The sequence below is a fragment of the Bradyrhizobium sp. SHOUNA76 genome, from assembly GCF_023006445.1.
In the GTDB taxonomy this organism is placed as follows: Bacteria; Pseudomonadota; Alphaproteobacteria; order Rhizobiales; family Xanthobacteraceae; genus Bradyrhizobium.
In genome coordinates, this window is sequence record NZ_JALBHA010000043.1 from 1 (window position 1) to 25,617 (window position 25,617).

Sequence of the window (25,617 nt, forward strand, 5' to 3'; positions counted from 1 at the left end):
CTGCTCACGGGGTTTCCGCCCTGCAGCTTGCTCAGCGCGCCGACGCCGTCGCGGCCACCGCCTCCCGGCCCGCGTCTCGTGACGATCGCGAAACGCCCCTTGTGGCGGGCGGGATGCGTCGAGACTTACGACAAATCCGAATTCTTGTAAAGCGAATTTTTTGGCTCAGTTCGGCAGTCCGGCTGCGAGGCATCGCCCCCGGAATGATGGTCGCAGAAAAAGCGCTCCCAAATCCGATTGCCCGCCCTCAACCCGGACCCGGCATATGGCCTGCGAACTGCGGATAGCATTCGCGCAGTTCCTCGCGAATCCGTCCTCGGATCAATGCCAGTGTCGCCTCGTCCGGCGACGGCGTCGTGGCCTCGCATTGCTCGTTATCGTACGCAAAGCCGGTCGTACCGCGAATGTGGCGCCAATCGTAGCCGGGATGCGTGCTCTCGAGACGGAAACGTCCCGCCTCGCGTTCAAAGGAAAACAGCGCTGCATTGGTCAGCAGCGCATGTGGCCCGCCTCGCCGATAGACCGTCTCGTCGGTGACACCAGGGGCAGACACGAAGTCGACGCGCTCGACCAAGGACCGCAGGCTATGCTCTTCACGGAACAGAATGACCCGCGGAACGAGGAAATACAGGTAGGCGGAGCCGAACGAGCCGGGCCATCTGACCGAATTACTCGGATAGTCGCCGGTGCCGACGAGATTGATATTGCCCTGGCCGTCGATCTGGCCCCCGCCGAGAAAGAAAGCGTCGAGGCGTCCCTGCGCGGCACAATCGAACAACTCCTCGGCACCGCCGGTGAAGGAATTGTGCTTGACCGAGCCGAGGATCGAGACCTGCACGTGCTCCAGTCCGTCACGCTGGTTGATCGCCCGCAACAGCATCGCTCCAGCCGCCGGCATCGGCGACGATTGACCGACTGCAACATGCCGCACGCCCTTCAGCAGCCGCGAGATCGTGTAGATCATCAACTCACGGCTGGTGCATGCCTCGCTCATGCAACGCTCCTGGAGTCCCGGACGTAGGCCAAAAATCCTTCCGGCGACCGCGCCGCTCGGGCGTATTTCTCGATCTCCTGCCCGTCCCTGGGATACTCGGCGTAAAGCCCCGTGGGCCATCCACCGTTCTGAAGCTGTGCCACCGCACTCACGTAGATCGCGGGCAAGACGCCCGCGGCCATTTTCTCATCCTCGAGCAGCGACACATCGGAGATGCGCTCGACGGTCACGAACGCCTTCTTCGACGCATGGGCCAGCAGCATCGTTTCGCGCCGACGCCCCAGCCGAACGTTGCCAAGCCGATCTGCTTCAGGCGCATGAAACAATGCGATGTCGGGCTGAATCGCCGAGACCACGACGATCTTCTCACCATCGTCGAACGGGTTGGACGTCACCTTCCAGTCGTCCCGTTTCTTCAAGACGTCACTGTCGATGATGCCGCGGATCGGCATGAACGGAACACCCTTCTCCGCGGCGGTCAGGCCCGCGAACACCGCGGGACAAGTCGCGTCGCGGAGGCGAATGGATCCGTCGCGGACAGCCCGGCTGAAACAGGGCGCGCCGCCCGCCTCGCCGAGACTGACGGCGCTGGTCTCCAGCGTTGCCACAGCGCCGGCGCCGATGAGCATATCGACCTGCATGCCGCCAATCGGCGCACAGACCACATGGAGATCGCGAATGCCTCGATCGATCAGCATCCGAACCAATCCGGGGGCTGCGGCGTAGTCATCCGGCGCCAAACCAAGCTTGCATCCCGACGGAATCATCTCCGCCATCTTCTGCGGCGTCACGAAGTCTGTCATCTCTGCACCTCTCCCTCGAATCCCAATCCAGACGCCGCAGTCACTTACGACGACGCCCTAGTTCTTTCCCGTAAGGTCCCTCGATGCGACGTAGCCATCGCGCGTCTGCGGCAGCTTCCAGCCCAGGACCTTGCCAGCAACCAAGGTGCGCAGCACCTGAGCCGTGCCGCCGCCGATCGTGAACATGCGGACATCGCGCGCCATGCGTTCGAGAGGAAAGTCGCGCGAATAGCCGCGAGCTCCGAACACCTGCAGGGCATCGTTGACGATCTTGATCGCGGCTTCCGAGGCAAAGATCTTCGCCTGGGCGGCAAGCATCGGATCGGGAAATGCGCTGCCGCCCGGCCCGCGCGAAAGAGCCGCCGCGTGCAGCATCAGGCGCGATGCGGTCAGCTGGGTCTGCATATCGGCGAGCATCCAGTGCAGGCCTTGAAACTCGCCGATCGGCCGGCCGAACTGTTCGCGCGTCTTGGCCCACTCAATGGCGTGCTCCAGTGCGCCCGCCGCAATCCCCATGGCGACCGTGCCGGCGCCGACACGCTGACTGTTGTAGGCATTGATGAGGTCGGCAAAGCCGCGCTTGAAGCCGGATGGAGGCAGCAGCACCATGTCCGGCGTGATCTCGAGGTCCTCGAAGACGAGCTCGCCCTCGGGCATGCCGCACAGCCCCATTGTCGTTTCGCGCTTGCTGACGCGGAGCCCTTGCGCCTCGCCGCGCACGGCCAGGAAGCCGCCGACGCCCAGCTCCTCTCCGCTCTCATCGAATACGCGTGCAAAGATCAGGTGGAGACGGGATATTCCGGCGCCGGTGATCCAGTGCTTCCTGCCGTTGAGCACGTAGCGGTTGCCGCGTTTGTCGGCTCGCGTGGTCATTCCGCTCGCATCGCTCCCCGCGTCGGGCTCCGTGATGCAAATGGCCGGCTTGTCGCCTCCGAGGACGAGATCGGCAGCGCGCTTGCGCTGCGCCTCGGTCCCATAGGCCATGACGGTCGAGATGGCGCCCATGTTGGCTTCGACCACGATGCGCGCGGAGACGGTACAGGATCGGGCGATTTCCTCGATGACCAACACCGTGTCGAGGAAGCTTCGACCCTCGCCGCCATATTCCGGCGGAATGGTCATTCCCATGAAGCGCTCGGCCTTCAGCGCCTCGACGACGTCCCATGGATATTCACGCGACTGGTCGATGTCGGCAGCACGCGTGCGTATCATCCCGTTCGAGAGCGCCGCAGCCTTTTCCTGCAAGGCCAGTTGCTGGGATGAGAGTTCCATGACCGTCCTCCATTCCGCACGGACGAGCGTGTTTGCCGAAGATGTCAGTCAGCCCCGTCAGCCGCGTCCCATGCTATAGAATTCCGGGTTCGGACGCATGCTGGTGACGTTGGCAATCCGGTTGGAGAGGCCGAAGAAGGCCGAGATCGCGGCGATGTCCCACATGTCGTCTTCCGTGAAGCCGTGCGATTTCAGCGTGGCGAAATCGGCTTCGGAAACCTTGTAGGCCTCGGTCGAGACGCGGACGGCGAAATCGAGCATCGCCTTCTGGCGGTCCGTGATGTCGGCCTTGCGGTAGTTGACCGCGACCTGATCCGCGATCAGCGGATCCTTGGCGCGGATGCGCAGGATCGCGCCATGCGCGATGACGCAATACTGGCATTGATTGAGGTTGCTGGTCGCAACCACGATCATTTCCCGCTCGGCCTTGGTGAGATTGCCGGGCTTGTCCATCAGCGCATCGTGGTAGGCAAAGAACGCGCGAAACTCGTCCGGCCGGTGCGCGAGCACGAGAAAGACGTTCGGAATGAAGCCGGACTTTTCCTGGACGGTCAGGATACGGGCCCGAATGTCGTCCGGCATGTCGGCGAGATCAGGGACGGGGAAGCGACTGATGGCAGGTGCCTGGGTCATGGCCTGGATATCCTCGGGGCTGGTCGATGGGAATCTCTACCCATCGCGTTCCTCATGTTCTTGGCCCGGGTGATTGCAGGACATCCTCGGGCGGTTACGTCGAGCGCGTCAGGGGAGGTTCCGCGGTCGCCCGTAGCGCCCCCTTCCCAGCGCGGCCATCGCCATCAATGCCTGCTTCGACGTCGTAAAGCAATGCGGGCTACCGTAGCCCAGCCCCCCGCGCCGAGCGCGCCGGGGCGATTGCAGGCGCGCTTGTACGCAGACGCCCCCGCCTGCAAGCCCCTGCTCTAGCGTGATGAACTGCTCGAAGAGACCGACGTGCCGCCCGGCACCATCCCCGATCGATCAACCTTGCTCCCGCGAGGCTAACAGGTCTTCTGCTGCAAATGCTGGACGCAGGTGCAGGTGGTCGACGTCGGAGAAGTCGTTTTATACTTCACGTCGTAATATGGAAAGCTCGAGGCGTTGGTCGAGCAGCGCGGGAACAGATAGTAGCTGTCGGACAGCTTGACCGTGCCTGCGATGGTGAAGCCGAGGTTGGGCGTGTAATCGTAGGAGACCTCGCTCAGGATGAGCGAGATTTTTGCGTTGGTGGTCCCGCCCGGCGCGGTAAAGGACGACAAAGCCATGGCGGTCCCCGGCGTTCTCGCCCCCGACGCGCTGGTCGACTTGCTCCATTGCACCGTTGCGTTGCCGCTGCTGTCGGTCGAGACTTCCGAGACCGTGATCGTCATCAAGGAGTTGCTGCCATTCACGATGGGATATGGAGCCATGATGGCGGTCGCAGCCGCGAGGATACCGTCCATTTGGCTCGGGCTAACGGATGTGTTCTGCGTGATCATGTCGGCGACAGCATGCGCGGTCGCACTGACTTTGACGTTCATGGAGAGCGCGGTGCCGAGCTCGACGCCGCCGACATAGAGTAGCAGCATGAACGGCGTCACGATCGCGAACTCCGTCGCTGCCACGGCGCGGACATCGGATAACAGGTGCCGGACGCGAGATGACAGGGCCGAGATCATCAGGTAGCTCCTGGCTCGTTCTGGAACGCGGCGGACGACATGATCAGCCTGTTGCCGTTGCTGAGGTTCGACAGGTTGAAACCGAGCGGACCGAGAACGACCGGCCACTCGTACATGATGCGGAGCACGACGATATCGCCAGCCTGGCCTGGATCGTACTGCCAGGTATTGGAGACCTTGCCCGAGCCGTCGTAGGTCAAGGTCGGCATCGCCGTGTTCGCTGATGTCCACGAGGTCGCCACCTGCATGTCGACCATCAGGCCACTGCAGTTGAAGAGGATCACGATCTGATCGCAGACCTTCTGCTTGAAGACGGCCTGCGACATATTCGCAGACTGAACCTGTCCGGTCATCACGAGACGCGCCGACTGGCGCACGATATATTCGAGTGTCTGCTGGGCAAAGAAAACGAGAAAGGTCTGGATCAGTGCGATGACAAGCGCGAGAAACGGCGCGGCGACGAGCGCGAACTCGACGGCCGTGGCTCCGCTGTCATTCGCGGCAAAAGCGGCGCAACGATTGCGGCGTCTCTTCATTATCGAAGCTGATCCAAGCATGGCCTCTTTTCCCTACTGCACGAGGCTGGCCGTGCTGGACGCGACCTTGATGAACAGATCCGTCAGTGCCTGGTTGATGTCGCCGCCATTCTGAACGTTTGCGTACAGGCCCGGCGACGCACAGGATTTCAGCCGTTGCGCGATCGTGCCGGTCGACGAGGACGGGTTGTTGAATTGCGAGATACGGCTGGTGTACCAGCTGTCGCTCGGCAGTTGCAGATACTCGGTGTAGAGGATCGCGATGCGAATGTTCCGAGTCTTGATGGTATCGCAGATCGCCGTGTTGAGCGGTTGCTGGCATCGCAAAGTCGTCGAGTTGGCCGCCGGAAGCGCATAGGTGGCATTGGGATCGCAGCTGCCACCCGTCTTCGGGATCAACTTGTCCTCGACGCCGTCAGTGACGAGGAAGACCACCTCCTGCGGCGTACCGGCCGCGGTACCGTCACCGGGATTGGGCATGATGGCGTTGAGGTCGGTCAATCCCTTTTGAATATCGGTGCCGTAATCGGTGGTGTAGATGCAGCCGCCCGAGCCGTTGAGAACCGGGCAGTTCTGGTGGTCGACCGTCAAGAGCTGAATGTTGCCGATCTGCGTGCCGGCCGTGGTCGGGGTGGTCAGCGTCTGGATCGTGTTCAGGGCGTAGTCGAAGGTGTAGATGGCGGCCTTGTAGGTCGTGTTGTTGAGCGCCGACATGCACTGCATGACCCCGCCCGACGTGCCCGACTGCGGGCACGACCAGGGTCCGACCATCAATTGCTTGACGGCATTCGTCACGAGATCGATCCGCAGCGTGATGTTGTTCGCACGCGCGACCGTGAGATTGTCCTTGTTCGTCGAGCTCGGAGCTGCGTTGTTGGGATGCGCCTCGTGGCAGGCGAAGGCGCAGTTTTTCGCGTAGTTGGGCTGGTTTTTCGTGGCGAGAACCATCGCGTCGATGCCGCTCTGGGTGGCCGCCAACGCCATCGACGGGGAATCATCCAGCAGCAAATAGAAATTCATGTTGGGGGCGCTGGACGCCTTCGCCGTTGCCGAACCGGCCACCTGCCAGGTCGACTTGCCCAGGACGCCGGGGAAATTGTTGACGGACTCTGCGGTGTAGGACACCGTGATGGTCCGCGAGAGACCGGAATCGGTGACGGTGATCGTCGGCGTCGGCACGGCCGCCAACCCGGGAAGGTTCGCCTTCGCGGCAAAGACGGCAGCCGCCGTATTCTCGATAACGGACTTGGTGGTTTGCGTCAGCATCGCGGGCCGCACGGCCGCGATTGCGGCCGCGTCGGCGGCTGCGTTCAATTGCTCGCGCTTGCGCAAGGCCAGCGTGTAGTCGAGCGTCATGCCCAGGAGAAAGATGATAGGAACCATCGTCAGCGCGAAGATGATGGCGACGTTGGCCTTCCGGTCTGTCGCGAAACAGAGCACTGCGCGGCGGAGCATGAGGTTCATCCTGGCTGCCGTCATTGCGGCAGCGGCCCTTTCCCTGAAACCGACGGAAGAGGTTGCCGGGATTCGATCCCAACACTCGTCCGTCACGGGCGGAATATGTCGAGCGCTCCGTTAATCAACACTTACGGGCCATTCGCAAACCGGAACCGCACGGGATCGAGATGTCTCATATCGAGAAGGCATCATTAATGTCGCTTAAATGCGATCGCAGAGATTGGCGGTAAACGGCAACAAACATCCGTAAAATACCGGAGGAAACGCGATTTGCGCCTGCCGACCGAGCGCGCGTCCGGCGCTGGCAGCGGCGCGGCTCAAACAGGAAATCCGAAACGCCCCCCTGCACGGTCGCCGGCACAAGGCGCCCTGCTCGCCGGGCCTTGCGGGCCGGAGCCGTCTTGCCGTTAGACTCCACGGCGCAAACGTGGACAATACCCCGACGCACGTTACGTGCGCAGTGCACACCAAGATGCGCCAGGGGAAACAAATGCCGGCTGCCGGTCCGTCGTCCGAACCCATCATTCCAACCGCTCCGCTGACCGCCCAAATGCGCGATTCGCTGCGCGCGATCGTCGGTGAGAAGGGCCTCATCGATGACGAGCACGGCAAGCAGCCGTTCGTGACGGACTGGCGCGGACTGCTGGTTGGAGGGGCCGGAGCCGTCGTTCGTCCCGGCAATACCGAGGAGGTCGCGAAGGTGGTCAGGCTCTGCCATGAACACGGGGTCGCGATCGTGCCGCAGGGTGGAAACACCGGTCTGATGGGCGGAGCCACGCCCTGGCCCGCGCATACCGGCATCGTGTTGTCGCTTGGCCGCATGAACCGCGTACTGGACGTCGATGCCACCGGTTACACCATGACGGTCGAGGCGGGCTGCGTGCTGCAGGCTCTGCAGGAGACAGCAAGCCGGCACGACAGGTTCCTGCCCCTCAGCCTTGGCGCCCAGGGCTCGTGCATGATCGGCGGCAATCTGTCGACCAATGCCGGCGGCGTGCAGGTGCTCCGCTATGGCAATGCCCGCAATCTCGTGCTCGGCCTCGAGGTCGTGCTGCCGAGCGGCGAGGTCTGGGACGGATTGCGCGCGCTCAAGAAGGACAATACCGGCTACGACCTCAAGCACCTCTTCATGGGCGCCGAAGGAACGCTCGGCATCATCACGAAGGCCGTGCTCAAGCTATGGCCGGCTCCCAAGGACGTCTGCACCGCGTGGCTGGCGATCCGGGATCCGCGCGCGGCGCTGGAGATCCTGTCGGAAGCCCATGGCGCATCCGAGGACAATGTCGGCTCCTGCGAGCTGATGAGCCGCGCCGCAATCGACATGGTGCTCCGTCACATACCCGGCGTGCAGGATCCGCTGAGGGCGGAGACGCCCTGGTATCTCCTGATGGAATGGTCGTCGGCGCGCGCACGCCGGGATGGCGCCGAGGGCATGTCCGAGAAGATGGAGCAGTTTCTTAGCCAGCAGCTCGAGGCCGGACGCGTGATCGACGCGGTGATCGCTCAGACCGGAAGCCAATCGCAGAACATGTGGCGCATCCGCGAAAGCGTCGCCGAGGCGTCCCGGGCCGAGGGGCCGGGACTCAGCTACGATGTGTCGGTGGCCATCTCCAGGATTCCGGAGTTCATCGACGTCGGGCTCAAGGCGGTGTGCGACATTCTCCCGGCCATTCGCCCCTATCCTTTGGGGCACATTGGCGACGGCAATCTGCATTTCTCGTTCATGGGGCCGCTCGGCATGGATCAACAGACGCTGACCCAATACAAGGCCGCCATCACGCGGGCCGTGAACGATCTCATCACGTCCATGGGCGGCTCGATCTCGGCGGAACACGGCATCGGGATCGACAAGCTCGACGAGCTCAGCCACTACCGCTCGAAGACCGAGCTCGACATCATGCGAACCATCAAGCGCGCGCTCGATCCGCAGAACATCATGAATCCCGGCAAGGTGCTGCGGCTATAGTTGCGCAGGATGGGGCCCTTGCGAAACCCATCACCCCTCTTTTTGCCCGGGACATCTTGATGGGTTTCGCTCCGCTCTAGCCGTCCTACGGTGCGCCAACGCTATTGCATGATCGCGGCCGCGATCTTCTCCGCCGACATCAGGACCGGGAAGTTGGTGTTGGCGCATGGCACCACCGGGAAGATCGAGGCGTCGACGACGCGCAGGCCGTGGATGCCCTTGACGCGGCCTTCTGTATCGACCACCGCCATCGGATCGTCGGCCCGCCCCATGCGGCATGAGCACGAGGCGTGCCACACGCCGATCGTCGCCTTGCGCACGAAGGCTTCCAGCGCCTCGTCATCGTTGATGACCTGATCGAAGGTAAATCCCTCGACCACGAAATTGTCGATCATGTAGTGACGCAGCGCCGCCGGCCCGTCCATCAAAGCCGCGGCGATCTTAGTCAGAATCCTGTTTTTGGTATTGACCACGCCGATCTTGCGCACCTTGTCCGTATAGGCGGCCGGGAACGGCTTGTCTGTCACCGCCTTGACCACGTCGCTCATCTGCACCGCCGCCATCTTGCGGAAGCCGCTCATCAGCCGATCGAGGTCGCGCCGGTCGGACAGGAGATTGAACTCGACGATCGGCTCTGCCGAGGGATCGCGCGAGGCAAGCTTGACCTGCCCGGTCTCGGAATAAGTCTTGTTGACGAAGGTCAAGAGCGAGCCGATCTGCTCCCCGACCGCATGCCAGGCCGACTTGCTGAGCAGGACGACGAACATGTCGCCCTTCGGCACGCCTTCGAGCCCCGAAGAATATCGCAAACCGAGCTGCATGTGGCGCCTGGTGTGCTCGTTCATGCGCGCGCCGCGGCGGACGAAGGAGGACAGCGAGATCGAGGGATGATCCATCAGGCGCTGGCCGACGCCAGGCAGGCCCATCAGGACGGGAATGCCGAGATCCTTGAGATGGCCGACCGGGCCGATGCCGGCGCGGAGCAGATGCGCCGGCGAGTGGATGGCGCCGCTGGAGAGAATGATCTCGCGCCCGCGGAATTCCTGTTCACGCCCGTCAACCATCGCCTTCACGCCGACGCACCGCGTGTCTTCGAACAGCAGCTCTCTCACTTGCGTGTTGGTGGAGATCGTGAGGTTGGCGCGCTGTCGGGTGTCGCGATCGAGATAACCCATCGCGGCCGAGACGCGTTGCTCGGCCTGGTTGGAATGCGTCACCGGAAAATAACCGTCGACGAACGCGCCGTTCTGGTCCGGCACGAACTGGTGCCCGGCCTGCTGGAAGGCCTCGGCGAAGGCCTGCGAATGCCGCGTCCAGTGCTCGCGCGGAATCCGGCGAACCGGGATCTTGCCGTCCTTGCCGTGGAAGGGACCGTCGAAATCGAGGTCGCGCTCGACCTTCTTGAAGAAGGGCAGCACGTCGTTCCAGCTCCACCCCGTAGCGCCCCGCGCGTCCCATTCGTCGTAATCGGTCGGTGCGCCGCGATTGGCCATCTGGCCGTTGATCGACGAGCCGCCGCCGAGCACGCGCGCCTGCTCATATTTGCGTAAAGGAGGCCGCGCTTCATGCGGATTGTTGTGGCTGACGACCTGGGTCGTGACCTTCAGCTCGGTCCAGTGGAAGCGCGGATCGAAATAGGCGGTGCCGGGATAGCTGTCTTTGATCTCGGCCGGCTCGTTTCCGGGCGGCGTGTCCTGCCCGGCTTCGCACAGCAGGACCTTGTTGGCGCTCTTCGCCGAGAGCCGGTGGGCCAGCACGGACCCCGCCGAGCCGCCGCCCACGATGATGAAGTCGTACACGATTGGCGCTTCCTCTTGTTCTTGTTGGGGAGCTTGGCGCGTTACTGTTTTGGCCGGCAACGAAAGCCGCTACCCTACGGCCTGATCGAAAAGTTCTCCGGCGGTCCCGGCTTGCGCAAGGGCTCCGCGAGCCGGGCGAACTCGCACAACAGCGAGCGCGTCTTGCGGGGATCGATGATCTCCTCGACCCAGAATTTTTCGGCCGAGCGGAACGGCGAGCGCAGCTTGTTGAGGCGCTCCTGGATTTCCTCCAGCTTCGCCGCCTTGTCCTCGGCCGCGTCGATGTCGGCGCGATAGGCGGCCTCGATGCCGCCTTCGAGCGGCAGCGAGCCCCAATAGGCCGACGGCCAGGCGTAGCGGATCGAGAAGCGATCGGCCGGCTGATGCACGACGCCCGCAACACCAAACGCATTGCGCAGGATCACGGTGCACCAGGGCACGGTGGTCTGGTTGACCGCGGCCATGGCGCGAACGCCGTGACGGATGGTGGCGGCTTTCTCTGCATCGAGGCCGATCATGAAGCCGGGGCAATCCATGAGATAGACGACCGGCAGATGGAAGGTCTCGGCGAAGTCGACCCAGCGCACCACCTTCTGGCAGGCATCCGCGGTCCAGGAGCCGCCATAGTGAAAGCTGTCGCTGGCGAGCAGCAGCACCGCCCTGCCCTCCAGCCGGGCGAGGCCGACGATGAGAGGCTTGCCGAAGTTCTTGCCGACCTCGAAGAACGAGCCCTTGTCGACGACGGACTCGATGATGGGCCGCATCTTGTAGACCTGCTTGCGGCTGCGCGGCACGACACTCAGCAGCGCTTCGTCGCTGCGCTCAGGGTTGTCGGCGCAAGGCAAGGTCGGCGGCAGCTCGTAGACCGATGACGGCAAATAAGAGAGGAAACGCCGCGCGCAGGCGAACGCTTCTTCTTCCGTATCGACGGCATGATCGACCGCACCGGCGCGGGTTTGGATGTCGGCGCCGCCGAGTTCCTCCTTCGAGAGGTCCTGCCCCAGCGCCTTCACAACCGGCGGGCCCGCGACGAACATCGCGGACTTCCGCGTCATGATGGAATAGTGGCTGGCGGCAAGCCGCGCGGCACCGAGCCCTGCGACCGAGCCGAGGCCGAGTGCGACCACCGGCACGCGCGACAGGTTCTCCGTCGTGAAGCGATACCAGCGCGTTCCGCCGATGCCTCCAGGCAGATTGGCCGCGCCCTTGGTCTCGATGGTCTTGACCGAGCCGCCGCCGCCGGAGCCTTCGATGATGCGGACGATCGGCAGACGGAAGTCGTGCGCCATCTCCTCCGCCATCAGCGGTTTTGCGGAAATCGACGCATCGGCCGAGCCGCCGCGCACGGTGAAATCATCGCCGACCACCACGACGGTGCGGCCGTCGACGCGCGCGCGGCCGAACACGCAGTTCGCCGGCGTCAGTTTCTGCAGCTCGCCGCTGGAATCGTACTCACCGATGCCGGAGACGGCACCGATCTCGTGAAAGCTATTTCGATCAATGAGCTTGTCGATACGCTCCCGAACAGTCAGCCGGCCCTGGTCATGCTGTCGCTTGACCTTGTCAACGCCGCCCATCTCCCGCGCGAAGGCTTCGCGCCGGGCGAGCTCGTCGAGTTCCGGCTTCCAGTTCATTCACTCCCTCCGAATTGATCGGCTTGTTATTGTTGTGCACGGCCATGGCGACCGGCTTACGCGAGATGCGGTTGTTGAAGGCATCGCCCTCTGCGCCTTCTACCAGGCTGCCGAGCGAGCGGCCAAGCTGCAGCATCAGCGGGGCGACTTCGTCATGCAGACGCTGCTCGTCATACATCGCCGAGAGCAGACCAATCGTGATGACCACGAAGGTCTGATATTGCGGCGACCAGATCGGCACGGCGAGGCCGTTGATGTGCGGGCTCCACAGGCCGCAGGCCACGACATAGCCGCGCTCGCGCAGCATCTGCCGGTTGGCCTCGATGCGGGGCCTGGGGATCTTCGCAGCCTCGGGCGCTTCGCGCTCCATCTCCGCGATGAAGGCATCGCCGACTTCCGGCGACAACGCCGCCGTGTAGGCCGCGCCCGCTGCGGTGGAGGCCATCGAGATGCGGCTGCCGGTGCCCTCGTGCAGGCCGAGCGCAGAGGCCGAGCGCGCGAACTGGAGATAGACGAGATTGAAGCGATCGGGCACGACTAAGCCGACCGTGCCGGGAAGCTGCTCGGCAACTTCCTGCAGCCGCTGGCGGATCATGCTGCGCAGCTGTGCGCCCTTCATCATCGAAGCGCTCATCGCCACCGCACTCGGGCCGATGCGATATTTTTGATCACGCGGCAGATAGACCAGTTGTCCCATCCGCGTCAGCGTGTGCGTGAGCCGCGACACCGTCGAGCGCGGCAGGCCGCAGCGATTCGAAATCTCGAGATTGCCGAGCCTCGCGTCGTGGCCCTCGAAGCATCGCAACACGTCGAACGCGCGCGAGACCACCTGGATGACATCACCCTCGCCGGCATCGCCAGCGAGCATGCCTTGCCTACTCAACCGCTCCGATCGTCGTCCCATTGTTTCCTACCGCCTGTTCCGCTCTGCGGAATTAAATTCCACTTGCAGATGACGCTACCTCAGGCATTTTGCAACGACAACAAAAAGGCGATGGCATGCCAGAAATTAAGATCGTCACCGAAGTCGCGGGACGCATCTGCGCAACTCCCGTGCAAGTTGGAGGAACCGTCGCGGATGGCGATGAAATTGTGGTGGTCGAAGCGATGAAGATGGAGATACCGGTGCCTTCGCCTGCGAACGGCACCATCACGTCGCTTCTGGTGAAACTCGACGACATCGTTGCCGAGGGACAGGCGATCGCGATCGTCACGAGTTGAGTGCATTCTCCGTCGTTTCCGCGCTTTCCGCGACAATCTGTCAGAGGGCTCCTCGCAGCGTAAGCTTGGTGATCGCTCGTTCCACGAACTGGACATGCCCGGGCCGGTCCCGGGCATCCTCGTACTTGTTTTCCAGCGAAAAGAACGTGGATGGCCGGAATAAGCCCGGCCATGACGACGCGGATGCATCCTACCGTTTTGCTGGCGCCAAATGCGATAGCGCCTCGCGTTCGCGGGACGGCGTTGCCATCGCTTGATCGCGATGACATGATCTGTTTCAAACAAAACTGTGTTTCAAACAAAGAAAGAAAATCTTCGCGACAAACGCGAAGATGGAGGGAGAAAAACATGCTTCGTGGGCTGCTCATACTCACGCCTGCCTTGGTGGCAGGTATTTCTTTTGCGTCTACAGGCTATTCGCTCGCCGAGGACGTCAAGCTGCCGGCGACCTTGACCTTCACCGCCTATGACACCGGCACCGCCGGCTTCAACATCGCGGTCGGCGTCGGCAAGATGATGAAGGACAAATACGGCACCGACGTGCGCGTGCTCCCCGCAGGCAACGACGTCGCCCGCCTCGCGCCGCTGCGCGCCAAGCGCGCGGTCTCATCTGCGATGGGATCAGGCACCTATTTCGCACAGGAAGGCATGTTCGAGTTCGGGTCAAAGGAATGGGGCCCGCAGCCGCTCCAGATCCTGCTCTCATCCGTCGACTGCAATTGCGGCTCGCTGGGCGTTGCGGCCGACACCGGCGTGAAGGAGTTGAAGGACCTCAAGGGCAAGCGCGTCGGCTTCGTGGTCGGCTCGCCCGCGCTGAACCAGAATTCGCTCGCGGTGCTCGCCTTCGCGGGTCTGACGCAGAAGGACGTCAAGGCCGTCGAGTTCGCGAGCTACGGCGCGATGTGGAAAGGACTGATCAACAACGACGTCGATGCCGCCTTCGGCACCACCATTACCGGCCCCGCCAAAGAGGCCGAGACTTCGCCGCGCGGCCTGATCTGGCCGCCGCTACCGGCCAAGGACAAGGAAGGCTGGGCGCGGATGCAGAAGGTCGGCTCGTTCTTCTTCCCGCAGACCGCGACCTGCGGCGCCGGCATCTCGCCGGACAAGCCGGTCGAGCTCGGCAATTACCCCTACCCGATCTTCGTCACCTACGCCTCGCAACCGGCCGACCAGGTCTATGCGATGACCAAGGCGATGATCGCGAACTACGACGCCTACAAGGATTCCGCGCCAGGCGCCGGCGGTCTCGCGGCCGATCGCCAGACCAAGAACTGGGTGGTGCCGGTGCATCCCGGCGCGGTGAAGGCGCTGAAGGAAGCCGGGCATTGGAGCGATGCGCAGGAGGCCCACAACAACAAGCTGATCAAGCGGCAGGAGGTGCTCGGCGCGGCGTGGGCGGAGTACGGCAAGTCCAATCCGCCATCGGACGACAAGGCCTTCCTCGACGGCTGGATGAAGGCGCGCGCAGCCGCGCTTGCGAAAGCCGACATGCCGAACGGGTTCGAGGAATAGACCCGGTGGGGTTGAATCCTACCGCGTCCACGGTGCGCTCCCTCTCCCGCTTGCGGGAGAGGGTTGCGGAGAGGGTGTCTCCACGGCGAGATTCCCCCAGAGGAAAGAGCCCTCACCCGGCGCTGCGCGCCGACCTCTCCCGCAAGCGGGAGAGGTGGAAGAGCACGTGGCCCCATCGATTCAACCAACGGCCATTCGCTTAGTTAGTTACCAGCCGACACCCGGGATCAATGATGTCTTCTGCTTCCACCTCCACCGCCCCGCAAGACGAGGCCAAGCGGGTCGTGTTCGACGATCCGCATGGCGCCGCCGGCAACATGCAGGAAGCGGAGGTGACGCGCGTGCGCACCCTGCGCGGCGCCTGGCGCTGGACGCTGATCGCAGCGACCGCGGCGACGATCCTGCTCTGCATCAACCAGCAATTCTCGCTGCGCTTCTTCATCGGCTACACCCAGCTCAACACCGAATATTTCTATCTCCTGATCGCGTTGATGCTGCCGTTCACGTTCCTGATCTTCCCGGGCACGGAGCGCGCCCCGCTCGATCGGATTCCCTGGTACGACCTCGCCCTCTTCGTCGCGACCTTCGCCGCAGCGCTGCTGCTGATGTCGAACGTGCGCAAGGCGGCCGAGGCCGGCTGGGAGTTCGGCGGCGCGCCGAACAGCGTGATCGCCGCGGGCCTCGTGATGTGGGTCATACTGATGGAGGCGCTGCGCCGCACCGGCGGCTGGAGCCTGCTCTTGAGCGTGCTCCCCTTCACCGTCTATCCGCTGTTTGCCGAGGCCAGCTGGCTCGGCCCGTTCCGCGGCACGCAGTCGACGCTGGAGCAGGCAACTGCCTATCATGTGCTGTCGGGCGAAAGCCTGCTCGGCATCCCGATCCAGGCCTTCGCCGATACCGTGATCGGCTTCCTCGTGTTCGGTACCGCGCTGATGATGACGGGCGCCGGCAAATTCTTCATCAATCTCTCTTTCGCGATGTGCGGCACCTTCCGCGGCGGTGCCGCCAAGGTCTGTATCTTCGCCAGCGGCCTGCTCGGCATGATGTCGGGCTCGATCATCTCCAACGTTCTGACCGCCGGCACCATGACCATCCCCGTCATGAAGAAGAGCGGTTTTCGCGCGTCCTATGCCGCCGCGATCGAGGCCTGCGCCTCGACCGGCGCAGTGCTGGCGCCGCCGGTGATGGGCGCGACCGCCTTCGTGATCGCACAGTTCCTCAACGTCAGCTACGCAGAAGTCGCCGTGGCCGCGATCATCCCGGCCGCGCTCTACTATGTCGGGCTGTTCATGCAGGTCGATACCTACGCCGCGCGCCACGGGCTGAAGGGCATTCCGCGCGCCGAGCTGCCGCGGGTCATGGATACGATCAAGGACGGCTGGTACTACGTCTTCGTCATCGCGCTGCTGATCGTGATGCTGCTCCATTTCAAGCGCGAGAGCCATGCGCCGTTCTACGCCACCGCCCTGCTGCTGGTCCTCAACCAGCTCTTCTCCAAGGACACGCGCTGGACGTTCGCGACGATCGGCAAATTCCTGGAGGTCAACGGGCGCACCTTCGTCGAACTGGTCGGCATCCTTGCCGGCTGCGGCCTTTTGATCGGCGCATTCTCGATGACCGGCGTGGTGTCGAGCCTTGCCAATGACCTCCTGCATATTGCCGGCGACAATGCCTTCCTGCTGCTCGGCATGTGCGCCCTCACCAGCCTCATCCTCGGCCTCGGGCTGACGACGACGGCCTGCTACATCTTCCTCGCCATCCTGGTCGCCCCCGCACTGGAGAAGCTCGGGCTGAACAAGATGGCGGTGCACATGTTCATCTTCTACTGGGGCATGCTGTCGTCGATCACGCCGCCCGTCGCGATCGCCTCATTCGCCGCCGCAGGCATCGCGGGCTCGCCGGCGATGAAGACCGGCTGGGAATCGATGTGGGTCGGCAGTATCATCTATTTCATCCCGTTCTTCTTCGTGCTCAATCCGGCGCTGGTGCTGCAGGGACCGAGCCCCTACTTCGCCGGCCTCGGCTTGATGGGTCTTGCCGCGTTCGGCACGCTGTTCATCTGTGGCGGCATCCAGGGCTACCAGCCCTTCGTCGGCGATCTGCGCGGCACCGGCGCGCTGGAATGGCCGATCCGCGTGCTGCTGGTGATCGGCGGCTTCGTGGTGGCGACGCCCGGCGGCGGAATCATGCCGCTGTCGCAGTTGCAGGTGACCCTGCTAGGCCTTGCCATCCTCGTACCCACGACCGCGCTGGCCCTTCTCCTGGTCCGCCGGACCATGGTGCCGGACGGGTTGCGCGCGCCCTGATTGCGTTGCACAAATGAGGCGATGACACCGCTCTCGCCTCTCGCCTCCGCCTGGACCCGCTCGAAACCGCCTCTGCTGCGGTTTCTGGACAATTGCCTCAACGAATTCTCGGCCGAGACCTCGGGTAACGTTGCCGACTACATCCCCGAGCTGAGCAAGGCCAATCCTGCCTATTTTGGCATCAGCCTCGCGACACTGGATGGCCACGTCTACGAGGTCGGCGACTCCAGGGTGCCCTTCACCATCCAGTCGATGTCGAAGCCGTTCGTGTTCGCGCTGGCGCTGGACCTTTTGGGCGCAGGCAAGGTCGAGAGTGCGATCGGCGTCGAGCCCTCCGGCGATCCCTTCAACTCGATCCGGCTCAATTCCGAGAACCACCCGTTCAATCCGATGGTCAATGCCGGCGCAATCGCCTGCACCGGGCTGATCTACGACAGCAAGGGCGCGGAAGCCTTCGAGCAGATCCGCCTCGCGCTCGGCCGCTTTGCCGGGCGCGACCTTGCCGTGGACGAGGCCGTCTATGCCTCCGAAAGCCAGACCGGCGACCGCAACCGCGCCATCGGCTACCTGCTCAAGACCAACGCGGTGATCTCGGACAACGTCGCCGCCGTGCTCGACGTCTATTTCCGGCAATGCGCCGTGCTGGTGACCGCGCGTGACACCGCGGTGATGGCGGCAACGCTTGCTAATCGCGGAGTCAATCCGGTCACGGGCGAGCAGGTGCTGAGCGCTTACGCGATCTCGCGCACACTTTCGGTGATGACGTCGTCCGGCATGTACGACTATGCCGGAGAATGGATCTACCGCATCGGTATCCCCGCCAAGAGCGGCGTCGGCGGCGGCATTCTGGCCGCGCTCCCTGCCCGCCTCGGCCTCGGCAGCTATTCGCCGAAGCTCGACAAGCACGGCAACAGCGTGCGCGGCATCAAGGTCTGCGAGGCGCTGTCCTCGCACTACGATCTGCACATGCTCAACCGCAGCGACGATGCGCGCAACGCCGTCATCGCCGATTACGATATCGGCAAGAGTCCGTCACGCCGCGTGCGCCGGCCGCAGGAGCGCGAAATTCTGGCTGCACATGAGCAGGAGGTGCGGGTCATCGAGCTGGTCGGCACGCTGTCGCTGTCGGCCGTCGACTACGTCTCGCGCCGGCTGGCGGGACGACCGCGGCCGCAAATCGTCGTGTTCGACCTGCACCGCGTCACCTCCACCACCCGCGCCGGTGCGCGGCTCGTCGCCGAAACCTTCGAGGAGCTCGCGGCGCTGAACGTGACCGTCGTGCTGTCAGGCGTCAGGCGCACCTCCAAGGAATGGGACAGCCTGCGGGAATGGACCGCCGAGCTGAAGAACGTCCGCGACTTCTATTTGCTCGACACCGCGATCGAATGGGCCGAAGACCAGATCGTCTTCCGCTATGGCGGCTCGATCGACTTTCACGAGACCACCGAGCTTGCCGAGCAGCCGCTGCTATCAGGTATGAGCGAGGAAGAGCTGACGGATCTCGCCTCGATCTGCACGATCCGAACCTTTCAGGCCGGCGCCAAGATCATCACCACGGGCGATCCCGCCGAATCCTTGTTCTTCCTGCGCAGCGGTGCGGTGCATGTCACGCTGCCCGACGGCGTACGGCTGGCGACACTGACCGCCGGCATGGCCTTCGGAGAGATGGCGCTGCTGGAGACGACGCGCTCGGCCGACGTCTTTGCCGACATGGCCGCGACCGCGTTCGAAGTGCCGCTGAAGGCGTTCGAACGCTTCCGCAAGCAGCACCCCCGCGCCAGCGAGCGCGTCATGCGCAATCTGGCCCAGCTGTTGGCCGATCGCCTGATCGTCGCGAATGCGAGAGTGGATATTCTGACGTCGACGTGAGCGCTTGAGATTCGTTCACAAGAGGTCGCCATGCCCGGGCTTGTCCCGCCTGCGCGGCCGAAGCCGCTTCGGCGCGGCGAAGGCCCGGGCACCCACGTTCTCCGTGCTCCGTGGCAAGGCGTGGATGGCCGGGACAAGCCCGGCCATGACGCGGCGAGGTGTCAGTGCCCCGAACCTACGTCTCCCTACCGGCTCGCCGCCTCGCTCAGGCGCCGCTTGATCTTCGCCGCACTCTTCTCCAGCAGCTCGGATGGCTGCTGACCAGTCGCGGCACAGAGGCAGGCCCAGTAGTAGATGACATCGCCCAGCTCATCGACCAGACCCGCCTTGTCGAGCCAGTCGTCGCGCAGGAGCTTCTTGATGTGATCAGCGACCTCGCCGGCTTCGCCGGCAAGGCCAAGACCGAGATAGGACAGCCGCTCGTTCGACGGATGCTCATCGACCTTCGCAATGCTCGCGGCCCAGGCCGCATATTCGTCGATCGTCATGAGCGTCCCTCGCCGCGGATTTTGAATCAGCCCACCACTTCCGTCACGGGCTGCAGGTCGATCTCGAATGTCTCCAAGAACTTTGACGTCATGATGTAGAAGCCGACCGAGAGCTGGAGCTCGACCAGCGCGGCCGGCGTCAGCTTCGCTGCGATTGCCTTGAAGGTCGCATCCGCCGGCTTCTTCAGCGTCACGATCTCGTCTGTGAAGGCGAGCGCCGCGCGCTGCACCTCGTTGAAGCACGTCGCCGCCTGCCAGTCCGCGAGCGCCTCGTTCTGCTCGTCGGTGACGCCGACATTCTTGCCGATGCGCTTGTGCGCAACGATCTCGTACGGCGCCTCGCACAAAATGCCGGTGCGGGTGATTGCGAGCTCGCGCACGACGGGGTCGAGCTCGCCCTTGTGGCGGATGGCGCCGCCCAGGCGGCAGTACTGCTCGAAATAGCTTGGGGAGTGCGCCATCATGCGGAAGATGTTGGCATTGCGATTCTTGTCGAGAATTTCGCGGGTGCGGTCGGAGGCCTTGGACGGGTCGCTGTAGTTGATGCGGGCCATGATTTTCCTGAAGTTTTCCCTGAATTTTTGATGCTTTTTGTCGTTGTCGGCGGGAGTTCTCTGAAACTCTATTCTTGCGCCGACGCAGGAGCAACATCATCGAGTCAAATTGCCGCCGCATTGCTGATCGACCCTGACACAGTCGATATTCGCCGCGTGGGGACAAATCGCGGTGAGTACTCGCAAGTGGGGTGTTCCGAGTAAAACAATTGGCCGTCGGGTGCGCTAGCCGCACAATGATGAGTCACGCCCAAGTCTAGGGAGAAAAAGGCATGAAGGAAGCCACCAAGGGGGCGGCCTCGGGAGCGCTCGCGCATATGCTGGCGGTGACGGCGATGCTCGTCATCGCCAGCATCTTGTTCTACGGGCGTTAGCTGGAGTTTTAGAGTTTTCGTCATTCCGGGGTGGCGCCTCGCACAGCGCCAGGCCCAGAATCCCGTTCCAGGCTCGGTCCTTCGGACCGCCCCCGAATGACGGATCCCGCGACTCGCTCTCGGCAGTAGCCCGGATGGAGCGAAGCCCAATCCGGGCTACAGCATCCCCACTATTTGCTCTTTGCAAAAAACGGCACGAGCCTGCCGGCAAACGGCTTGAAGCTCGCAACGACCGAATCGCCGATGGCAAGGTCATTCTCGCCGTGGGCCATCATGCGGAAACCCTCGGCGCAATCGACCAGCAGGATGTTGTAGGGCACGTGGGCGCGCGTCTCTGGCGTGGCGGCGCGGCAGACCAGCGAGGTCGCGTAGACCCTGCCCTTGCCGCTGGCACGCTGGTCGCGCGGATCGGAGGCGCCGCACGCCGCGCAGAAGGCTCGGTGGAAATACTGCACATGGCCGCACGCGGCGCAGGTCTGAAAGGTGATGGCCTGTTCGCCCTTGGTCCAGTCCGCCAGACGCCCGCTCATCGCACCCGCTCCAGGAACATGCTGACATGGGACGACAGCACACCACCATCGCCGTGCAACAAGGCGATCGAGGCATCGCGCACCTGGCGGCCGGCTGCCCGTCCCGTCATCTGCAAATGCGCTTCGACCAGATGCGCCATGGCGCCGCCGACGCCGCAATGGCCGTAGCTGAGCAGGCCGCCATGGGTGTTCAGCGGCATCGCGCCGTCGCGGCCGAAATGACCTGACCGCACGCGAGCAGCCGCCTCGCCGCGCCCGGCAAGGCCGAGGTCTTCCAGCAGCATCGCGAGCGTGATGGTGAAACTGTCGTAGATCGCGGCATAGCGGACGTCGGAGATTGCAAGGCCGGTGGCCTGCTTGGCGCGCGCGATGGAAATCTCGGCGCCGAGCTCACTGAGCGCGGGTGCGGCCGTGACATGCTGATGGGTGTGGGCCTGGGCGCAGCCGCGGATGCGGATGCCCGCCTCCCCGGTCCGCTCGCGACTGATGACGACGGCGGCGCCGCCGTCGGACACCGGGCAGCAGTCGAGCAGTTTTAGGGGCATCGCCACCGGCTTCGAGGCCATGACGTCGGCGACGGTGATGGGATCGTGGAATTGCGCGCCGGGATGGGTGCAGGCGTGGGCGCGCATCAGCACCGCGAACTCGGCGAGATCGTCTTCGGTCACGCCATATTCGTGCATGTACCTGCTGGCGACGAGGCCGTAATAGGCGGGAATGGTCGGGCCCAGCGGCACCTCGTAGTCGGGATGGCCGACCTGCGCCAACGCCTGGATCGAGGCGTCGCGGCTCTGCCCGGTAAGACGGTTCTCGCCGGCGACGACCAGCACGTGGCGCGCGACGCCTGATACGACGAGGTGATGCGCCAGCATCGCCATCGCAAGGCCCGTAGCGCCGCCGACCTGCACGGCGTGGGCGTAAGCCGGGCGGATGCCAAAATGCTCGGCGAAGACGGTCGCCAGCATGATGTGGGGCGAGACGGTGGAATAGCCGCAGAGGATGCCGTCGATGTCGGCACGCTTCAGCCCGGCATCGTCAAGCGCGGCTTGCGCCGCCCTGCTCATCAGGTCGAGCGAGGATGATCCTTCATGCTTGCCGAAAGATGTGAGGCCGACGCCGGTGATGAAGCTCATGCTCTCTCCTCCTCGTCATTCCGGGGCGATGCATCAGCATCGAACCCGGAATCTCGAGATTCCGGGTTCGGTCCTCCGGACCGCCCCGGAATGACGGATGAGAGAGTCTTCGCCATCACTCCCCCTACTCCGGCGGCGAGCGCGTGACGCCATCGCGCACCATGGCGGCGATTTCATCGGCGGAATAGCCAACCTCGCGCAAAATCTCCGCGCCGTGCTCGTTGAGCCGCGGCGCCAGCCGCGCGGGCTCGGCCTCCGTCTCGGACCAGGTCGCCGTCACCTTCATGCTGCGGATCGGCCCTTCGGTCGGATGGTCCACGACCGGAAAGAAATTCGTCGCCTCCAGATGCTCATCGTGCAGGATCGAGGCGAGATCGTGCATCGGCATGACCGGCACGTCGGCTTTCGTCAGCAGATCGATCCACTCGGCCGTGGAGCGCGTCTCGAAGATGCGCGCGAGCTCGGCATAGACGACGTCGATGTTGGCGGCGCGCCCTGCGAAGGTCGCGAATTTGGGATCGGCGCGAAGATCATCGCGCGCGGTGGCCTTGAAGAAATTCTCCCACTGCTTGTCGTTGTAGACGATGACGCTGAGATAGCCGTCCGAGGTCTTGTAGGGCCTCCGATCCCGCGACAGGTGGCGGGCATAGCCGCCCTTGTCGAGCGGCGGCTCATAGGTGAGCCCGCCCATATGGTCGCCCATGACGAAGCCGGCCATGGTCTCGAACATCGGGATATCGACGCGCTGGCCACGGCCGGTGCGATCGCGGTGCACCAGGCTGGCACAGATCGCCCCGACGGCGGTGAGGCCGACGATGCGATCGACCAGTGCATTCGGCACGTAGCGCGGCACGCCGTCGCCGGTCTGCGCCATCAGCGCCGGCAGTGCCGTGGCGCCCTGGATCAGGTCGTCATAGGCGGGCTTTGCCGCATAGGGGCCGTCCTGGCCGAAGCCGAACACGCCGGCATAGACCAGACGCGGATTGATGGCGGAGACGACATCGTAGCCGAGCTGAAGCCGCCCCATCGCCTGCGGGCGGACGTTGTAGACGAGGACGTCGGCGTCCTTCAGAAGCCGCAGCACGGCCTCCCGGCCAGCAGGCTTTTTCAGATCGAGGCAGATCGAGCGCTTGCTGCGGTTGGTGTTGAGGAATACCGGGCCCATGCCGGCGTGACGCATCGGGCCGATCAGGCGGGTGACGTCGCCGTCGAGCGATTCCACCTTGATGACATCGGCACCGTAGTCGCCGAGCATCTGGGTCGCATAGGGCCCCATCAGCACGGTGGTCATGTCGATGACCTTGATGCCCTTCAGCGGCCCCATCGTTCGCTCCCGATTGCGCAAGGGCCAAGGCACGGCCTTGCCATTTCGGTCCAGCTAACGGCAGCGAGGCCGCGCGCACAAGGGCGGCCGGCGTATGGCCGCATGCGCCGCGCGGCGGATATCGGCCGCTATTTCTTCTGGCGGGATTCGCGGATCTTGAGGAGCCGGTCGAGCTCGTCGTTCTGCTGGGTGATGCGGTCGGCGATACGCGACTCGTTCTGCTCGCCCGAGGCGGCCGCAGCCTGCTCGATGAGCTGGCGGATATTGTCCTCGAGGATCGCGATGCGATCGTTGAGTGCGTCCATTGACAGTGAAGTTTCGTAGTCAGTGCTCATGATGCATTTCCCGCAAATCAATCAGGAGCGTAAGGTGGGCAAAGCGAAGCGCGCCCACCATGATCTAGCGCAAGGAGGAAGGTGGGCCCGGCGCATGGCGCCTTTGCCCACCTACAGGACTAAGCCTACTTCAGCGGCTCCAGCACGGAGACGTAGTTCGCCACCGCGGCGCCGCCCATGTTGAAGATGCCGCCGAGCTTGGCATTCTTCAGCTGCATGCCCTCGGGCGCCTGCCCCGCGAGCTGCATCGCGGTCATCACATGCATGGAGACGCCGGTGGCGCCGACCGGATGACCCTTGGCCTTCAGGCCGCCGGACACATTGACCGGCAGCTTGCCGTCCTTCAGCGTCCAGCCTTCCTTGATGGCGCGGGCGCCCTGGCCCTTCGGCGTCAGGCCCATCGCTTCGTACTCGATCAGCTCGGCGACGGTGAAGCAATCATGGGTCTCGACGAAGGAGAGATCGGACAGGGTCACGCCCGCCTTTTCCAGCGCGCGCTGCCAGGCGACCGTGCAGCCCTCGAACTGCAGGATGTCGCGCTTGGACATCGGCAGGAAGTCCTGGGCGTGCGCGGTGGCGCGGAAGCCGATCGACTTGGTCATGGCCCTGGCGGTCTCGGCATCGGCCAAAACCAGCGCGGCAGCGCCGTCGGAGACCAGCGAGCAGTCGGTGCGCTTCAAGGGACCGGCGACGTAAGGGTTCTTCTCGCTTTCGGCGCGGCAGAAGTCGAAGCCAAAATCCTTGCGCATCTGGGCGAAGGGATTGGCGACGCCGTTCTTGTGGTTCTTGGCCGCGATCAGCGCCAGCGCATCGGACTGGTCGCCGTATTTCTGGAAATAGGAGCTGGCGATCTTGCCGAACACACCGGCAAAACCGCCGACGGTGTCGCCGTCCTCCGGCAGATAGGACGCCTTGAGCAGGTTCTTGCCGATCTCCGCGCTAGGGGTGCGCGTCATCTGCTCGACGCCGACGACCAGCACGATCTTGGCGGCACCTGCGGCAATCGCGCGCAGGCCCTGGTGAACGGCGGCCGAGCCGGTGGCGCAGGCGTTCTCGACCCGGGTGGCCGGCTTGAAGCGCAGCTTCGGGTCGGCCTGGAGCACCAGGGAGGCGGTAAAATCCTGCGGCGAGAAGCCGGCGTTGAAATGGCCGAGCACGATCTCGTCGACATCGCCGGCCGAAATGCCGGCATCGGCCAGCGCCTCATTGGCAACGCGGGTGACGAGACTTTCGACGGTTTCGGTGTCGAACTTGCCGAACGGCGTATGCGCCCATCCGACGATGCTGGCGGTCATGGTCTTTTCTCCCTGGAGTCTTATCCTGAGCTAAGTCTTAGCCTAGGGATGGCAAGACTTCACGCGGCTTTCAGGGCCTTGAGGGTCCGCTGGCAGATGGCAGTTATGCCGGCCCAGTTCCCGGCCCGGATCTCCGCCGTCGGGCACAGCCAGGAGCCGCCGACTGCGACCACGTTGGGCTCGGCAAGCCAGCTCGCCGCATTGGCCTCGCCAACCCCGCCGGTCGGGCAGAACCGCACGTTCGGGAACGGCCCCGCGAGCGCACGCAGGCCCTTGATGCCGCCGGCCTGCTCGGCCGGAAAGAACTTTGCGACGTCGAGGCCGTAGGACAGCGCCATCATCAGCTCGGACGCCGTCGCGATGCCCGGCGCGAACGGCAAGGAGCTGTGCGCTGCGGCCTTCAGGAGGTCGGGGGTCAGGCCCGGGCTGATGCCGAACGCGACGCCGAGCTTCTCGACACGGGTGAAGTCGGCGGGGTTGAGGATGGTGCCGATGCCGACGACGGCCTCGGGCACCTCGGCCATCATCGCCCGCGCGGCCTCGATCGCAACGGGGG

At 64.1% G+C, this 25,617-nt stretch carries 23 protein-coding genes; 5 read left to right on the forward strand and 18 right to left on the reverse strand.

What is annotated here, in order from left to right:
- Positions 1-247: 247 nt before the first annotated feature.
- From MOV74_RS08545 to MOV74_RS08575, 7 genes are all read right to left on the reverse strand, one after another.
- Positions 248-994, reverse strand: coding sequence for a CoA-transferase (locus MOV74_RS08545; RefSeq protein WP_246920016.1), 747 nt, complete (start codon positions 992-994; stop codon positions 248-250).
- On the reverse strand, positions 991-1,797 hold the full coding sequence (locus MOV74_RS08550) for a CoA transferase subunit A (protein WP_246920017.1): 807 nt from the start codon (positions 1,795-1,797) through the stop codon (positions 991-993). Before MOV74_RS08550 ends, MOV74_RS08545 begins: the two co-directional genes overlap by 4 nt.
- A gap of 57 nt (positions 1,798-1,854) precedes the next feature.
- Positions 1,855-3,069 (reverse strand): 3-sulfinopropanoyl-CoA desulfinase, encoded by a 1,215-nt coding sequence (gene acdA / locus MOV74_RS08555; RefSeq protein WP_246920019.1) that lies wholly within the window; start codon positions 3,067-3,069, stop codon positions 1,855-1,857.
- Positions 3,070-3,126: 57 nt separating this feature from the next.
- On the reverse strand, positions 3,127-3,702 hold the full coding sequence (locus tag MOV74_RS08560; RefSeq protein ID WP_246920021.1) for a peroxidase-related enzyme: 576 nt from the start codon (positions 3,700-3,702) through the stop codon (positions 3,127-3,129).
- A 365-nt stretch (positions 3,703-4,067) separates the two neighbouring features.
- Positions 4,068-4,724 (reverse strand): TadE/TadG family type IV pilus assembly protein, encoded by a 657-nt coding sequence (locus tag MOV74_RS08565; protein WP_246920023.1) that lies wholly within the window; start codon positions 4,722-4,724, stop codon positions 4,068-4,070.
- Positions 4,724-5,260: a TadE/TadG family type IV pilus assembly protein gene (locus tag MOV74_RS08570; RefSeq protein ID WP_246920024.1), complete on the reverse strand. Its 537-nt coding sequence runs from the start codon at positions 5,258-5,260 to the stop codon at positions 4,724-4,726. Before MOV74_RS08570 ends, MOV74_RS08565 begins: the two co-directional genes overlap by 1 nt.
- A gap of 33 nt (positions 5,261-5,293) precedes the next feature.
- On the reverse strand, positions 5,294-6,715 hold the full coding sequence (locus tag MOV74_RS08575) for a TadE/TadG family type IV pilus assembly protein (RefSeq protein ID WP_246920030.1): 1,422 nt from the start codon (positions 6,713-6,715) through the stop codon (positions 5,294-5,296).
- Between the two features lie 493 nt (positions 6,716-7,208).
- Between MOV74_RS08575 and MOV74_RS08580 the strand changes: the two genes are divergently transcribed.
- Complete coding sequence (locus MOV74_RS08580; RefSeq protein WP_246920032.1) at positions 7,209-8,684, forward strand: FAD-binding oxidoreductase; 1,476 nt, start codon at positions 7,209-7,211, stop codon at positions 8,682-8,684.
- A 101-nt stretch (positions 8,685-8,785) separates the two neighbouring features.
- Here the strand turns inward: MOV74_RS08580 and MOV74_RS08585 are convergent, their stop codons facing one another.
- The 3 genes from MOV74_RS08585 to MOV74_RS08595 all read right to left on the reverse strand — a co-directional run bounded on the left by MOV74_RS08585 (position 8,786) and on the right by MOV74_RS08595 (position 13,021).
- Positions 8,786-10,483, reverse strand: coding sequence for a GMC family oxidoreductase (locus MOV74_RS08585; RefSeq protein ID WP_246920035.1), 1,698 nt, complete (start codon positions 10,481-10,483; stop codon positions 8,786-8,788).
- A 74-nt stretch (positions 10,484-10,557) separates the two neighbouring features.
- Entirely contained in the window at positions 10,558-12,117 is a 1,560-nt protein-coding gene (locus tag MOV74_RS08590; RefSeq protein WP_246920038.1) for an acyl-CoA carboxylase subunit beta, read from the reverse strand.
- Positions 12,047-13,021, reverse strand: coding sequence for an IclR family transcriptional regulator (locus tag MOV74_RS08595; protein ID WP_246920043.1), 975 nt, complete (start codon positions 13,019-13,021; stop codon positions 12,047-12,049). Before MOV74_RS08595 ends, MOV74_RS08590 begins: the two co-directional genes overlap by 71 nt.
- A 95-nt stretch (positions 13,022-13,116) precedes the next feature.
- Here MOV74_RS08595 and MOV74_RS08600 point away from each other — a divergent pair, with 95 nt between their 5' ends.
- From MOV74_RS08600 to glsA, 4 genes are all read left to right on the forward strand, one after another.
- The gene (locus MOV74_RS08600) at positions 13,117-13,338 is read left to right on the forward strand and encodes an acetyl-CoA carboxylase biotin carboxyl carrier protein subunit (protein WP_246920046.1); all 222 of its coding nucleotides are present in this window, start codon (positions 13,117-13,119) and stop codon (positions 13,336-13,338) included.
- Between the two features lie 348 nt (positions 13,339-13,686).
- The gene (locus MOV74_RS08605; RefSeq protein WP_246920049.1) at positions 13,687-14,853 is read left to right on the forward strand and encodes a TAXI family TRAP transporter solute-binding subunit; all 1,167 of its coding nucleotides are present in this window, start codon (positions 13,687-13,689) and stop codon (positions 14,851-14,853) included.
- 233 nt (positions 14,854-15,086) lie between these two features.
- Positions 15,087-17,159 (forward strand): TRAP transporter permease, encoded by a 2,073-nt coding sequence (locus MOV74_RS08610; RefSeq protein WP_246920053.1) that lies wholly within the window; start codon positions 15,087-15,089, stop codon positions 17,157-17,159.
- 21 nt (positions 17,160-17,180) lie between these two features.
- Positions 17,181-19,028 (forward strand): glutaminase A, encoded by a 1,848-nt coding sequence (glsA, locus tag MOV74_RS08615; RefSeq protein WP_246920056.1) that lies wholly within the window; start codon positions 17,181-17,183, stop codon positions 19,026-19,028.
- Between the two features lie 185 nt (positions 19,029-19,213).
- Here glsA and MOV74_RS08620 read toward each other — a convergent pair whose 3' ends face one another.
- The 8 genes from MOV74_RS08620 to eda all read right to left on the reverse strand — a co-directional run.
- Positions 19,214-19,516 carry a nucleoside triphosphate pyrophosphohydrolase family protein gene (locus MOV74_RS08620; protein WP_246920063.1) on the reverse strand — a complete coding sequence of 101 codons (303 nt, stop codon included), beginning with the start codon at positions 19,514-19,516 and terminating at the stop codon, positions 19,214-19,216.
- Between the two features lie 26 nt (positions 19,517-19,542).
- Positions 19,543-20,070 (reverse strand): carboxymuconolactone decarboxylase family protein, encoded by a 528-nt coding sequence (locus MOV74_RS08625; RefSeq protein WP_246920066.1) that lies wholly within the window; start codon positions 20,068-20,070, stop codon positions 19,543-19,545.
- Positions 20,071-20,614: 544 nt separating this feature from the next.
- Positions 20,615-20,974, reverse strand: a complete 360-nt coding sequence (locus MOV74_RS08630; protein ID WP_246920069.1) for a Zn-ribbon domain-containing OB-fold protein — start codon at positions 20,972-20,974, stop codon at positions 20,615-20,617.
- Complete coding sequence (locus MOV74_RS08635; RefSeq protein WP_246920071.1) at positions 20,971-22,107, reverse strand: thiolase family protein; 1,137 nt, start codon at positions 22,105-22,107, stop codon at positions 20,971-20,973. Before MOV74_RS08635 ends, MOV74_RS08630 begins: the two co-directional genes overlap by 4 nt.
- 124 nt (positions 22,108-22,231) lie before the next feature.
- Positions 22,232-23,431 (reverse strand): CaiB/BaiF CoA-transferase family protein, encoded by a 1,200-nt coding sequence (locus MOV74_RS08640; protein WP_246920074.1) that lies wholly within the window; start codon positions 23,429-23,431, stop codon positions 22,232-22,234.
- Positions 23,432-23,559: 128 nt separating this feature from the next.
- The gene (locus MOV74_RS08645; RefSeq protein ID WP_246920077.1) at positions 23,560-23,766 is read right to left on the reverse strand and encodes a hypothetical protein; all 207 of its coding nucleotides are present in this window, start codon (positions 23,764-23,766) and stop codon (positions 23,560-23,562) included.
- A gap of 125 nt (positions 23,767-23,891) precedes the next feature.
- Positions 23,892-25,061, reverse strand: a complete 1,170-nt coding sequence (locus tag MOV74_RS08650) for an acetyl-CoA acetyltransferase (RefSeq protein ID WP_246920079.1) — start codon at positions 25,059-25,061, stop codon at positions 23,892-23,894.
- Positions 25,062-25,120: 59 nt separating this feature from the next.
- A partial coding sequence (eda, locus tag MOV74_RS08655) for a bifunctional 4-hydroxy-2-oxoglutarate aldolase/2-dehydro-3-deoxy-phosphogluconate aldolase (protein ID WP_246920084.1) occupies positions 25,121-25,617 on the reverse strand: 497 nt, incomplete at its 5' end.

What these genes read in the sequence shown, in the direction of transcription:
- MOV74_RS08595 (WP_246920043.1), bottom strand. Translation starts at nt 13,021, where the DNA reads ATGGGACGACGATCGGAGCGGTTGAGTAGGCAAGGCATGCTCGCTGGC.
- MOV74_RS08605 (WP_246920049.1), top strand. Translation starts at nt 13,687, where the DNA reads ATGCTTCGTGGGCTGCTCATACTCACGCCTGCCTTGGTGGCAGGTATT.
- MOV74_RS08575 (WP_246920030.1), bottom strand. Translation starts at nt 6,715, where the DNA reads ATGCTCCGCCGCGCAGTGCTCTGTTTCGCGACAGACCGGAAGGCCAAC.
- MOV74_RS08610 (WP_246920053.1), top strand. Translation starts at nt 15,087, where the DNA reads ATGTCTTCTGCTTCCACCTCCACCGCCCCGCAAGACGAGGCCAAGCGG.
- MOV74_RS08640 (WP_246920074.1), bottom strand. Translation starts at nt 23,431, where the DNA reads ATGGGGCCGCTGAAGGGCATCAAGGTCATCGACATGACCACCGTGCTG.
- MOV74_RS08630 (WP_246920069.1), bottom strand. Translation starts at nt 20,974, where the DNA reads ATGAGCGGGCGTCTGGCGGACTGGACCAAGGGCGAACAGGCCATCACC.
- MOV74_RS08635 (WP_246920071.1), bottom strand. Translation starts at nt 22,107, where the DNA reads ATGAGCTTCATCACCGGCGTCGGCCTCACATCTTTCGGCAAGCATGAA.
- MOV74_RS08545 (WP_246920016.1), bottom strand. Translation starts at nt 994, where the DNA reads ATGAGCGAGGCATGCACCAGCCGTGAGTTGATGATCTACACGATCTCG.
- acdA (WP_246920019.1), bottom strand. Translation starts at nt 3,069, where the DNA reads ATGGAACTCTCATCCCAGCAACTGGCCTTGCAGGAAAAGGCTGCGGCG.
- MOV74_RS08570 (WP_246920024.1), bottom strand. Translation starts at nt 5,260, where the DNA reads ATGAAGAGACGCCGCAATCGTTGCGCCGCTTTTGCCGCGAATGACAGC.
- MOV74_RS08590 (WP_246920038.1), bottom strand. Translation starts at nt 12,117, where the DNA reads ATGAACTGGAAGCCGGAACTCGACGAGCTCGCCCGGCGCGAAGCCTTC.
- MOV74_RS08565 (WP_246920023.1), bottom strand. Translation starts at nt 4,724, where the DNA reads ATGATCTCGGCCCTGTCATCTCGCGTCCGGCACCTGTTATCCGATGTC.
- MOV74_RS08550 (WP_246920017.1), bottom strand. Translation starts at nt 1,797, where the DNA reads ATGACAGACTTCGTGACGCCGCAGAAGATGGCGGAGATGATTCCGTCG.
- MOV74_RS08645 (WP_246920077.1), bottom strand. Translation starts at nt 23,766, where the DNA reads ATGAGCACTGACTACGAAACTTCACTGTCAATGGACGCACTCAACGAT.
- MOV74_RS08580 (WP_246920032.1), top strand. Translation starts at nt 7,209, where the DNA reads ATGCCGGCTGCCGGTCCGTCGTCCGAACCCATCATTCCAACCGCTCCG.
- glsA (WP_246920056.1), top strand. Translation starts at nt 17,181, where the DNA reads ATGACACCGCTCTCGCCTCTCGCCTCCGCCTGGACCCGCTCGAAACCG.
- MOV74_RS08600 (WP_246920046.1), top strand. Translation starts at nt 13,117, where the DNA reads ATGCCAGAAATTAAGATCGTCACCGAAGTCGCGGGACGCATCTGCGCA.
- MOV74_RS08620 (WP_246920063.1), bottom strand. Translation starts at nt 19,516, where the DNA reads ATGACGATCGACGAATATGCGGCCTGGGCCGCGAGCATTGCGAAGGTC.
- MOV74_RS08625 (WP_246920066.1), bottom strand. Translation starts at nt 20,070, where the DNA reads ATGGCCCGCATCAACTACAGCGACCCGTCCAAGGCCTCCGACCGCACC.
- MOV74_RS08560 (WP_246920021.1), bottom strand. Translation starts at nt 3,702, where the DNA reads ATGACCCAGGCACCTGCCATCAGTCGCTTCCCCGTCCCTGATCTCGCC.
- MOV74_RS08650 (WP_246920079.1), bottom strand. Translation starts at nt 25,061, where the DNA reads ATGACCGCCAGCATCGTCGGATGGGCGCATACGCCGTTCGGCAAGTTC.